This window comes from Nocardioides cavernae (assembly GCF_016907475.1).
Classification (GTDB): Bacteria; Actinomycetota; Actinomycetes; order Propionibacteriales; family Nocardioidaceae; genus Nocardioides; species Nocardioides cavernae.
This window is the reverse complement of record NZ_JAFBCA010000001.1, coordinates 3374289-3386200: the sequence shown is the minus strand read 5'-3', so window position 1 is coordinate 3386200 and position 11912 is coordinate 3374289. Positions and strand designations below refer to the sequence as shown.

The window sequence follows — 11912 nt, the reverse complement described above, 5'->3', positions numbered from 1 at the left end:
GTCGCCGACATGTGGTCAGCCGAGCCGGACGGCAGCGTGGCCGCGCGCGTCCTCGAGACCCTGGCCGGTCGCGGCCAGACGCTCGCGACGGCCGAGTCCCTGACCGGCGGCCTGCTGGCGGCCCGGATCACCGACGTGCCCGGCGCCTCGCGGAGCTTCGTCGGCGGCGTGGTGTCGTACGCCACCCGCGTGAAGGTGTCGCTGCTCGGCGTGCCACCCGAGGTGGTGCAGGAGCACGGCGTGGTCTCGGAGCAGTGCGCCCTCGCGATGGCCCGCGGCGTACGTGACCGACTCGACGCGATGTGGGGCCTGGCCACCACCGGCGTCGCCGGACCCGACGAGCAGGAAGGTCGCGCGGTCGGGACGGTGTGGGTCGCGATCGCCGGACCTTCCGGGGCGACGGCCCGGCTGCTGGCGCTCGGTGGCGACCGGGCAGCGATCCGGCAGGCATCCTGCGTCGCGGTGCTCGAGATCCTCGCCCACGAGCTGCGGGACTGAGCCCGTGGGGACGGGCTGTCGTGCTCAAACCGAGGTAACCCCGCGGGAAGAAGGAGGCCTCGGGTAGCGTTGGGGGCAGAGACTTCCCTCATCCGGACATCCCAGAGAGTAAGGACTCGCGCATGGTGCTCTTCCGACGACTGCTCGGTGACGTGCTGCGCAGTGCCCGGATGCAGCGTGGGATGACCCTGCGGGAGCTCTCTGCGGAGGCCCGGGTGAGCCTGGGCTACATCTCCGAGATCGAGCGCGGCCAGAAGGAAGCGTCCTCCGAGCTCCTGGCGTCCCTGTGCCAGGCGATGGACCTGCCGCTGTCCGACGTGCTGCGCGACGTCGCCGACGCGGTGTCGATCGAGGAGGCCGCCATGAGCGTGGTCGTGCGCACCCCGATCGGCGTCGGCCGCCCGGCCGGCGACGTGGTCGCCTCCGCCGCCTGACCCGACCGGCGGATCGGGCCTAGCGCTCGGGCTGGCAGCTGGGACACCAGTAGGCCGCGCGCTCGCGACCGAGCTCGCCGAGCATCGTGACCGCGATCGGTGTGCGGCACCGGCGGCACGGAGAGCTGTCGCGACGGTAGACCCACATCCGCTCGCGCTCGCGGAGGTCGCCGGTCGTCGTCTGGATCGCCCGCTCCTTGTTGACCTCGAGCATCTGCTTCCCGCGCCGCACGAGCCGGGGGAGCTGGTCGACGGTGGCGACGGCGCTGGCCGGGTGGACGCCCATGGTGAAGCACAGCTCGGCCATGTACATGTTGCCGATGCCGGCGAGGTTGCGCTGGTCGAGCAACGCCTGTCCGATCGGCCGGGCCGGCTCGTCGCGGAGGTTGGCGAGGGCGCGCTCCTCGTCCCAGTCGGGGCCGAGCAGGTCGGGACCGAGGTGGGCCACCAGGTCGGCCTCCTGCTCCCGTGGCACGAGCTCGACGATGCCGAGCTGGAACCCGACGGCCTTGCGCCCGTCGATGCCGAGCACGAGTCGTACCTGGGTGTCGGGGCGCCGCCACCGCTCGCCGTCGGGGTAGACGTGCCACGAGCCCTCCATCTTGAGGTGGGTGTGGATCGTCCAGGCGCGGTGGTGGTCGACGCGGGTGAGGAGGTGCTTGCCGCGGGACAGCGTGCGGATGACAGTGCCCTCGCGGAGGTCGACGGTGGCGAAGGCGGGCACGCGGAAGTCGGAGAGGGTCAGGCGGTGACCAGTGAGGGCGCGGTCGAGCTTGGCTGCCGCGCGGTAGACGGTGTCTCCCTCAGGCACGCAGCCTCAACCCCTTGGGTGTCGCCAGGAAGCCCGCCGCCGTGAGCGCGAGCCTGATGGGTGTCTCCCCGCCGCTGCCGATCAACGCCTGTCCGTCGGCCTTCTCGACGGTGAGCCGGCCGAGCGCCCCACGGCGGGCGGCGTCGGCCAACGCCTGCATCGCCGGCGTGAGCACATCGAGGTCGTCGTTCCAGGTGAGTAGCGTGCGGCCGCCGCGCTCGACGTAGACGGTGAGCGCCCCGTCGACCAGGACGACCAGCGCCCCCGCCTTGCGTCCCGGCCGGTGGCCGGTGCGCTCGAGGTCGCCCGCGTCGGGCCACGGGAGGGCGGCGCCGAAGACGCTGGCGGGGTCGGTCGCGGCGAGCGCGACGACCGACGGCTTGGTGCCGGGCCTCGCGCTGTCGGGCTCGGCGAAGGTGCGCAGCCTGTCGATCGCACCGGCGCTGCCGAACTGCGCCGCCCCGAGGCCCTCGATGAAGTAGCCGCGGCGGCAGCGGCCGGTGTCCTCGAAGGCGCTGAGCACCTTGTAGACCCCGGCGAACCCTCCCGCGATCCGTTCGCTGACGACGGCGCCGCGGGTGACGACGCCGTGGCGCTCGAGGAGGTGCTCGGCGCGGGCGTGGGCGCGTCGCGTCGGGTCGCCGTCGCGGTCGGGCATCAGCGCCCACCGGCCGGCCGTCTCAGGGGGACCCGTGCGCACGGGCATCCGCCCGCCGGTCGTGCGGCCGAGCCGCGGCGGCGTACGACGGGTGCGGTGGGACGGTGTGCCGCTGCGGACGAGCGCGCGCAGCGGCGCCAGGGTGTCGTTGGTGACCAGGCCCTTCCAGGTCAGCTCCCACAGTGCGCTGCTGAGGTCGGCGTCGGACGTCGACCCGACGCGGTCGGCGAGCTGGCGGAAGAACCACGCCCCGCCCGGGTCGAGCGCGTCGAGGACGGCTCGCTGGAGGCCGTCGGGCTCGTCGCCCTCGACCTCGGGCAGGGTCAGGTGGGCCTGGTCGGCGAGGTGGAGGCTGACCCAGCCGTCGCTGCCGGGCAGCGGGGCGTGACCGGTCCAGATGACCTCGCCGGACGCGGTGAGCTCGTCGAGCATCGACGGCTCGTAGTCGCGCACGCGGGCGGCGAGCACCAGCGGCTCGAGGGCGCTCGCCGGCACGGGGCACCCGGCGAGCTGGTCGATGGCGGCGACCACTCCGTCGACGCCACGCAGGGAAGCGCCGACGCGCTGCCAGGCGGGGAGGAAGCGGGCGACCGCGTCGTGGCTGACCGGCTCGATCTCCTGCCGCAGGCGCGCGAGGGACCGACGACGCAGCTTGCGCAGCACCTCGGCGTCGCACCACTCGGTGCCGGACCCCGCGGGACGGAACTCCCCGTCGAGCACCCGGCCACGGTGGGCGAGGCGCTGCAGGGTCTGGCGGGCGACGGCCTCGCCGAGGCCCAGCCGGGCGGCCACCTCGGCGGTGGTGAAGGGTCCGTGGCTGCGGGCGTAGCGGGACACGAGGTCGCCGAGCGGGTCCTCGGGGAGCTGGAGGAACGCGTCGGGGGTGCCGACGGGGACGGGTACGCCGAGCCCGTCGCGCAGGCGGCCGATGTCCTCGATCGCGGTCCACCGGTCGTCACCGGCCATCCGGACCAGGGCGACGCGACGGTCGAGCGAGGCGAGCCAGCCCTCCACGTCGGCGCCGTCGACCGACCGCGCCCGGATCTCCTCCACCGACAGCGGGCCGACGAGGCGCAGCAGGTCGGCGACGGCCTCGGCGTTGCGGGCGCGACGGTCGGTGGCGAGCCACTGAAGCTCGGCCTCGACCTCGGTCAGCACCTCCGGGTCGAGCAGCTCGCGGAGCTCGGCGCGGCCGAGCAGCTCGGCGAGCAGGCCCTGGTCGAGGGAGAGCGCGGCGGCACGGCGCTCGGCGATGGGGGAGTCGCCCTCGTAGACGAACTGGGCGACGTAGCCGAAGAGCAGGCTGCGGGCGAACGGGCTGGGCTGGGTCGTGGCGACGTCGAGGACGTTGACCTCGCGCCGCTGCACACGACCGAGGAGGGCAACGAGCGCCGGCAGGTCGTAGACGTCCTGGAGGCACTCGCGGACCGCCTCGAGCACGATCGGGAAGGCTGGATACTGCGACGCGACCTCGAGGAGCTGGGCGCTGCGCTGGCGCTGCTGCCACAGCGGGCTGCGTCGGCCCGGGTCGCGGCGGGGGAGCAGCAGGGCGCGGGCGGCGCACTCGCGGAAGCGGCTGGCGAACAACGCCGACCCGCCGACCTCCTGGGTGACGAGCTGCTCGATCTCCTCGGGCTCGAAGACGATGACCTCGCCGGTGGGCGGCTCGGCGTCGGTGTCGGGGATGCGGATCACGATGCCGTCGTCGGAGGCGACGGCCTGCCCGTCGACGTCGAAGCGCTCGCGCAGCCGGGCGTTGATCGCGAGCGCCCACGGGGCGTGGACCGGCGTCCCGTAGGGGGAGTGGACGACGAGGCGCCAGTCGCCCAGCTCGTCACGGAACCGCTCGACGACGATCTGGGTGTCGTTGGGGACGACCTGGGTGGCCTCGCGCTGCTCGCCGAGGTAGGTGACCAGGTTGGTCGCGGCGTTGACGTCGAGGCCGCGCTCGCGGACGCTGTCGATCGCCTTGGCCGCGGGCTTGCCGGCGAGCTCGCGGGTGAACGCACCGACGGCCGCTCCGAGCTCGGCGGGTCGCCCGAGCGCGTCGCCCTTCCAGAACGGCAGGCGGCCCGGGATGCCCGGCGCAGGCGTGACGAGCACCCGGTCGTGGGTGATGTCCTCGATCCGCCAGCTGGTGGCGCCCAGCGCGAAGATGTCGCCCACCCGGGACTCGTAGACCATCTCCTCGTCGAGCTCGCCCACGCGGCTGGCCTTCTCGCCGACAAGGAAGACGCCGAAGAGGCCCCGGTCGGGGATGGTGCCCCCGCTGGTGACGGCGAGTCGTTGGGCGCCGGGGCGCCCGCTGAGCTGGCCGGTCACGCGATCCCAGACGATGCGCGGGCGCAGCTCGGCGAACTCGTCGCTCGGGTAGCGCCCGCTGAGCAGGTCGAGGGTGGCGTCGTAGGCGCTGCGGGGGAGCTGGGTGTAGGACGCGGCGCGGGTGACGAGGGAGAACAGCTCGTCGACCTGCCACTCCTCCATGGCGAGCGCCGCCACGACCTGCTGGGCCAGGACGTCGAGGGGGTTGGTCGGCACCGCCATCTTCTCGATGGCACCCGAGCGCATCCGCTCGACCGACACGGCCGTCTGCGCGAGGTCGCCGCGGTGCTTGGGGAACAGCACCCCCCGGCTCACCTCGCCGACCTGGTGGCCGGCGCGACCGACGCGCTGGAGCGCGCTGGCGACGCTGGGTGGCGACTCGATCTGGATGACGAGATCGACCGAGCCCATGTCGATGCCGAGCTCGAGGCTGCTGGTCGCGACGACGCAGGGGAGGCGGCCGCGCTTGAGGTCGTCCTCGATGATGGCGCGCTGCTCCTTGGAGACCGAGCCGTGGTGGGCCTTGGCGATGACGGCCTCGGCGCCGCTGCTCTGGCCGGACTGCGCCATCACCTGGGCGGGCGGCTTGCCCGGTGCGGCCCCCGTCGGCCCCGCCCCAGCGGTCTCCGCCTCGGCGCGCTCGGCCCGCTCGGCCGCGATCTCGTTGAGGCGGGCGGTGAGCCGCTCGGCCAGGCGCCGCGAGTTGGCGAAGACGATCGTGGAGCGGTGCTGCTCGACGAGGTCGACGACGTGCTCCTCCACGTGGGGCCAGATGCTCGTCGATCGGCCGGGGTCGCCGGACTCCTCGTCGTACTCCTCGGGCATGGTCATGTCCTCGACGGGCACGACGACGCGCAGGTCCCACTCCTTGGTGCTGGGCGGGGAGACGATCTCGACGGGCTGGGTGCCGCCGAGGAAGCGGGCGACCTCCTCGAGGGGGCGGACGGTCGCGCTGAGCCCGATGCGCTGGGCCGGCCGCTCGAGCAGGTGGTCGAGGCGCTCCAGGCTGATGCCGAGGTGGGCGCCGCGCTTGGTGCCGGCGACCGCGTGGACCTCGTCGATGATGACGGTGTCGACGCCCCGGAGCGTCTCGCGCGCCTGGCTGGTCAGCATCAGGAACAGCGACTCGGGCGTGGTGATGAGGATGTCGGGCGGCGTCGTGCCGAGCTTGCGTCGCTCGGCGGGGCTGGTGTCGCCCGAGCGCAGGCCGACGGTGATGTCGGGGACGGCCGTCTCGAGGCGCTCGGCGGTGTTGCGGATGCCGATCAGCGGGGCGCGGAGGTTGCGCTCGACGTCGACGCCGAGCGCCTTGAGCGGGGAGATGTAGAGCACGCGCGTGCGGCGGGTCTTGTCGTCGGGGCGCTCGGTGCTGAGGAGCCGGTCGATCGCGTGGAGGAAGGCACTGAGGGTCTTGCCGCTGCCGGTGGGCGCGACGACCAGCGCGTTCTTGCCGGCGGCGATGGCGTCCCAGGCGCCGTCCTGCGCCGGGGTGGGGCTGGCGAAGGACGCTTCGAACCACTCGCGCGTGGGTGCGCTGAAGCGGTCGAGGGCGGTCATGCCCTGCAGTCTTGCACCGGGGCCCGACAACGGTCTCCGTCCTTTGGGGGCTGGCTGGCCCGTCCGGCCGCTGATTCTTCGGCGCCGGGCCACCAAATCGGGCATGTTGGCGCGCGGAGGCCGACCTCGACCGGACGAGCGTGCACGCTGTCGGCATGACAGCGGTGATGCTCGACGGGACGGCCACGGTGATCCGTGAGCTGTCTCGCGCCGCCGAGGCCTTCGCCCAGCGCGCGGAGGAGCAGGAGGCCTGTCGCGACCGGGCGCGTCCCGGCACCGCCGTGCAGCACCGCCACGCACACTCCGCCACGCTGTGGCGGCTGGCCGAGGCGAGCCTGCGGGCACGGATCTGCGAGCTGGAGACCGCGCCGGCCGCGTGACCGGACCCTGCGCACGTCGCTCCCGCAGCGTGGACCGCACATCCTCAACTTGGGCGACGCCCTCGCGGCAGCGCGCGCCGTACTGTCGCGGGAGCAGCTGCGCCCCACGACTGGAGGCTCGAGCCATGGGAACTCTCGCCCGGACATCCCGGATCCTGGCCTCGGCGAGCCTCGCCGCGGCCGTCCTCGCCTCGGTCGGGGCGGGCGCCGCGCCAGCTGAGCCAGGAGCGCGCGCGCCCGGTGGCCCGCGGTTCACCGCCGGCGCGGACGGAGCCGGAGACCCCTACTTCCCCCGAGCGGGCAACGGGGGCTACGACGTTTCCCACTACGACCTCGACATCGACTACGAGCCCCCGACGGCGACGGTCCCGCCGACGCCGCTCGCGCAGATCCGTGGCCGCCTGGACGGTGTGGCGACGATCGACCTCGTCGCGCGCCAGGACCTCGACCGGTTCAACCTCGACCTGCGCGGCATGACGGTGTCGGCGCTGACCATCAACGGGAAGCGGGCCACCGGCATCGCGCCGCCCGCGGACGGGGCGGAGGTCGAGGGAGCGGCGTACTGGCACGTGCAGGACGCCGCGGCCCGCCAGTGGGAGCTGACCGTGCAACCCCGACCCAAGCTCAAGGCAGGGCAGTCGGCGCGGGTCGTCGTCACCTACGGCGGCGAGACCACGCGCCCGACCGACATCGAGGGAGCGCTCTACGGCTGGGTGACGACGCGCGACGGCGCGATGGTGGTCGGCGAGCCGGAGGGGTCGATGACGTGGTACCCGGTCAGTGACCACCCGAGGGACAAGGCGACCTACAGCTTCGAGATCACGGTGCCGGCCGGGAAGACCGCCGTGGCGAACGGCCTGCCGGACGGGGACCCCGTGACCGCCGGTGGCCGGACCACCTGGTCCTGGGAGGCTCCCGACCAGCAGGCCAGCTATCTCACCACCGCCTCGGTCGGCGACTTCGTCCAGCGACCCGTGACGATGTCGGCGAGCGGGGTGCCGATCCTGGACTTCGTCGACAGCAAGATCGCGGGCAACGCGTTGGCCGCGACCAACGCCAGCCTGGCGTTGCAGCCGCGCATGATCGACTTCTTCGAGTCCCGGTTCGGGGCCTACCCGTTCAACTCGTTCGGCTCGATCGTCGACAACGACAGCGTGGGCTACGCGCTCGAGACGCAGACGCGTCCGGTCTACTCAAGCTCGGCCGGCCAGGGCACGGTCGCGCACGAGCTCGCGCACCAGTGGCTCGGCAACGCGGTCAGCCCGGACGAGTGGCGCCACATCTGGCTCAACGAGGGTTGGGCGACCTACGCGGCCTGGATGTGGACCGAGGAGAACGGCGGCACCACCGCGCAGCAGGCGTTCGCCAACTGGTACGCCCCCGCGCGCACGCCGGCGTACTGGGCGCTGCCCATCGCCGACCCGGGCGCGCTCGGGCTCTTCGCGACGCAGGTCTACAACCGCGGCGCGGGCACGCTGCACGCGCTGCGGACGAAGGTGGGCGACGAGGTGTTCTTCGCCGCGACGCGCGAGTGGCTCCGGCGCTACGACGACTCGACCGGGACCACCGACGACTTCATCGCGGTCTTCGAGGAGGAGTCGGGCCAGGACCTCTCGGCGTTCTTCCACACCTGGCTGTTCGCCCCGGAGAAGCCCACGAGCTGGTAGCCAGCCTCAGTCGTCGGCGACCGGACGGATCTCCACGACGGGGTGCGAGCGGGTGAGGACCTGTGCGGCCTCGACGAGGGCATCGTGGTCGTCGCACGTGACAAGGAAGAACCCGGAGATCTGCTCCACCGTCTCGGCGTACGGGCCGTCGGTGACCAGGGGACCGTCCGGGCCGCGCCGCAGCGTCCGCGTCTCGCTGCTGGCGCCCAGCGCGGCGCCCCCGGTGATGGCACCTCCACTCGCGCGCAGCAGCCGGGCGAACTCGGCGTCGGTGTCGAACGTGACCTGCCGGTCGGCGTCGGTGGCGCGCTGCCACGCGGCATCGTCGTCGGCCGGGAACAGGAGGACGTACTCGGTCATCGGTTCTTCCTCTCAGGTGTCGTCACCACGATGACGGGTACGCCGAGGCGGGATCGACAGCTCAGTCCCCGGTGCCCGGGCGGATCTCCGCGACGCCGGCGAGCTCGACCTGCGCGAGCTCCGAGTACGTCGTCCCGGACGCGCCGAACGACGCTCGGGCCAGCGTGACGTGGGACGGCGACCAGGTCGGACCGGCGTGGGGTGCCTCCGCGCCCGCGACGGTGGCGGGGACCGGGGTGCCGTCCTCACCCTCGACGGAGCCGACGACGAGCTCGCTGCGGAAGCTGCGTCGGTCGAGGAAGAACCGCTGCTGGCGCGCGACCTCGTTGACGTTGCCGTAGATGTCGCGCAGCGCGTCGACGTCGCCGCCGAGCTGGGCCGTCACGGCGTGGGGCTCGGACTCCGACACGCTCACCCCGGTCGTGTGGAGCACGGGTGCCGGCCAGGTTCCGGCCACCGCTGCGAGGGCCCGGGCGAGACCCTCGGCGTCGTCCCCGGCGACGTTGCCGAACTTGGCCAGGTGCACGAACACGGCGTCCGGCGAGACCGGACGGAGGGCGATGCCCGGCGCGGTGGACGAGGCGCCCCGTCGTCGGCCACGGATCCGGTCCAGGAGGCCGCGGGCCGGTTCGTCGTTCGTCGCCGGCGCCGGCGCCCACAGGGCCTGCGCAGCCTCGAGAGCGTCCCGGACCACCTCCGGTGGCGGGACGATCACGGCGAGCAGCTGCATGCGTTGGCCTCCTTCGACGGCGACCCTGGTCGCGACCCGGTCCATCAGAACGGGGTCACCCTAGGCCACGCCCGGCAGGCGAACCGGCGACCGAGCAGTGCCAGATTGCGGAGAAGGAATGCGCCGGCGCCGACCGGCAGTCGGGAGGGCCGGAAGTCGGACACGTGCGGCAGATGTTGCCCTCGGATCGGCGGACCGAGGGCCGGAAGTCGGACACGTGCGGCGGATGTCGACCACGGCAGCGTCCCCGGGTCCGAGCGGTCGTCAGTCGGGCACCGCGGCGACCAGCTGCGGGAGGAGCCAGGGAGCGATCCAGCCCTGGACGCCTGACGGCGTGAGGTGCAGCCCGTCGGACCGGACCTGGTAGCCCCCTGCGGTCCACGAGAAGCGACCTTCGGGAGAGACGCGGGCCCCGAGCTCGACGACCTCGACGGCCGGGTGGTCACGCGCGACAGCGCGGAGCAGGTGGTTCCACGCAGCCACCCGCTCGGGCTCGTCCTCGGGATAGAGGCTCCCGTCGAGCTGCTCCCAGCGCCGGTTGTACGGCTCGGTGGCGAGCAGCACGTGCGCGCCCCCCGCCCCAGCCAGTCGGATCGCCAGCTCGAGCTCCGAGCGCAGGTGCGCGTCGAACGCCGGATCGCCGACGTGGGTCCACCGCCCGTCGAGGACCCGGTCCATGGTCTCCCACCGCCCGACCAGGATCAGCGCGACGTCGGGGTCGTCGCGAGCCACGGCGGCCTGCCAGATCCGGGGCCAGCTCCGGCAGGCGGGCATGAGCCCGGCGTGGTGGCGCCCGGCGTAGCGGAACGGGGCGGTCCGGCTGATCCCGCACCCCATCAGCGTGCGGTCGCGCACGTCGAGCTCGGGGTGGCTCGGGAGGTAGGTGACCAGTGTCCAGGCGACGGAGTCCCCGAAGACGTCTACCACGATCGGTCGTCCGGGCCGACGGTGGTGGAGCCGCGGCGACGGCCGCCGCTCCGGAGACGCGCTCGGCTCGGTGGTCCGCGCGGCCGGGTCGCTCCACAGGTCGCCGACGAGGTTGCCGGATCGTCCATCACCGGCAACGAAACGGTCGACCACCTCGGACACGGAGGAGTCTCGAGCGACAGCGGGCCCGAGCGGCACGGCCGTCAACGGCACGAGCACGGCGGCGCCGGCCGCGGCGGCGACGCCCGCCCCGGTGATGGCGAGGGCCGGACGCCGGACACGCACGCGGAGCTGGACGGGCCGCTCGACGAGCACGTAGGAGAGGGTGGCGAGGGCCAGGGTCACCATGCAACGCGCAGCGAAGAGGGGCAGGCCCTCGAGGCCGGTCCGGGCGGCGTTGGCGGCGATGAACACCGGCCAGTGCCAGAGGTAGACGCCGTACGAGATCAGCCCGAGGGCGGGGAGCGGTCGCATCGACAGCGCGCGCGCCGACCATCCCGAGGGGACCAGCACCACGTGCGCCACCACCACCGCGACAGCGAGCGCGACGGCGGCCATGCCCCCGCCGTAGAGTCCGCGGTCGCCGCCGGACACGTGCGTCGCGGCCCACGCCAGGCCGACCACCGCGATCGCCGCCAACCCGCCCAGGGTCGTTCGCCCCCAGCGGGTCGAGATCGACAGGGGAGCGGCCACCCCGCCTGCCTCCCGACCCTGCTGGTCCCGGACCGCCAGCAGTGCGGCGAGACCGGCCCCGACGAGGATGGCCGCCCCGCGGGTGTCGGTGCCGTAGTAGGCGCGTCCGGGATCACCGACGGCGTACGTCGCAGCGAGCGCAGCCGTCGAGGCAGCAGCACCGACGAGGCAGACGGCGACGAGCATCCACAGGCGGGGCTGCAGCGAGGCTCCGGGCCGTCGGCTCCAGAGGCCGATGCACAGCACCAGCGGCCACACGAGGTAGAACTGCTCCTCGATGCCCAGGGACCAGGTGTGCTCCAGCGGTGACGGTGCCGCGGTCTGCGCGAAGTAGTCGCCCCCGCGGAGGATCATCCGCCAGTTCGCGACGTAGAAGAGGGCAGCGATGCCGTCGCCGCGCAGCAGCCGGACCTCCTCGGGTGGGAGCAACGAACGCGCACCGATCGCGACAGCCGTCACCACCAGGAGCAGAGCCGGCAGCAGCCGGCGCGCGCGACGCCCCCAGAAGGCCGCGAGGTCGATCCTGCCGCCGTTGCGGGTCCACTCGGTCAGCAGCAGCGCGGTGATGAGGTAGCCGGAGAGCACGAAGAAGGCATCCACGCCGACGAAGCCGCCGCTCGCGCCGGGCAACCCGCCGTGGAACGCGAGCACGGCTGCCACGGCCACGGCCCGTACGCCGTCGAGGGCAGGAACGTGCGTCCTTCGACTCCGCCGCTGCTGCGGACGGTCGTGGGCCATGACGACCTCCAGGGACCCGTGCCATCAGTGGATCTTCACAGTGGTGGCGGGCGGTGCCTGTGTCATGGGTCACGAGTCCCGGTGGGCCGGGAGGAATCGCCCTGATCCACGGTTTGCGTGCGCGCCGGGTCCGAGCA

The 11912-nt window shown here is 73.4% G+C and carries 9 protein-coding genes; 4 read left to right on the top strand and 5 right to left on the bottom strand.

From position 1 onward, the window contains the following. Positions 1-9: 9 nt before the first annotated feature. Together JOD65_RS15925 and JOD65_RS15920 are read left to right on the top strand one after the other, a co-directional pair. A complete protein-coding gene (locus tag JOD65_RS15925; RefSeq protein ID WP_191195885.1) occupies positions 10-498 on the top strand; it encodes a CinA family protein in 489 nt (162 codons plus the stop codon). Between the two features lie 122 nt (positions 499-620). Continuing rightward, complete coding sequence (locus JOD65_RS15920) at positions 621-932, top strand: helix-turn-helix domain-containing protein (protein WP_191195884.1); 312 nt, start codon at positions 621-623, stop codon at positions 930-932. A gap of 19 nt (positions 933-951) precedes the next feature. Here JOD65_RS15920 and JOD65_RS15915 read toward each other — a convergent pair whose 3' ends face one another. Continuing rightward, a complete protein-coding gene (locus tag JOD65_RS15915) occupies positions 952-1743 on the bottom strand; it encodes a DNA-formamidopyrimidine glycosylase family protein (RefSeq protein WP_191195883.1) in 792 nt (263 codons plus the stop codon). Continuing rightward, positions 1736-6280, bottom strand: a complete 4545-nt coding sequence (locus JOD65_RS15910; protein WP_191195882.1) for an ATP-dependent helicase — start codon at positions 6278-6280, stop codon at positions 1736-1738. The genes JOD65_RS15915 and JOD65_RS15910 overlap by 8 nt, the downstream gene beginning before the upstream one ends. Before the next feature lie 155 nt (positions 6281-6435). Between JOD65_RS15910 and JOD65_RS15905 the strand changes: the two genes are divergently transcribed. Together JOD65_RS15905 and JOD65_RS15900 are read left to right on the top strand one after the other, a co-directional pair. Further along, positions 6436-6660 (top strand): hypothetical protein, encoded by a 225-nt coding sequence (locus tag JOD65_RS15905; RefSeq protein ID WP_191195881.1) that lies wholly within the window; start codon positions 6436-6438, stop codon positions 6658-6660. A 125-nt stretch (positions 6661-6785) separates the two neighbouring features. Continuing rightward, positions 6786-8327: a M1 family metallopeptidase gene (locus JOD65_RS15900; RefSeq protein ID WP_191195880.1), complete on the top strand. Its 1542-nt coding sequence runs from the start codon at positions 6786-6788 to the stop codon at positions 8325-8327. 6 nt (positions 8328-8333) lie between these two features. On the opposite strand, the gene JOD65_RS15895 is transcribed toward JOD65_RS15900, so the two are convergent. From JOD65_RS15895 to JOD65_RS15885, 3 genes are all read right to left on the bottom strand, one after another. After that, a complete protein-coding gene (locus JOD65_RS15895) occupies positions 8334-8687 on the bottom strand; it encodes a YciI family protein (RefSeq protein ID WP_191195879.1) in 354 nt (117 codons plus the stop codon). A gap of 61 nt (positions 8688-8748) precedes the next feature. Then, complete coding sequence (locus JOD65_RS15890) at positions 8749-9417, bottom strand: 2'-5' RNA ligase family protein (RefSeq protein WP_191195878.1); 669 nt, start codon at positions 9415-9417, stop codon at positions 8749-8751. A 264-nt stretch (positions 9418-9681) separates the two neighbouring features. Beyond that, complete coding sequence (locus JOD65_RS15885; RefSeq protein ID WP_191195877.1) at positions 9682-11775, bottom strand: acyltransferase family protein; 2094 nt, start codon at positions 11773-11775, stop codon at positions 9682-9684. Positions 11776-11912: the final 137 nt, after the last annotated feature.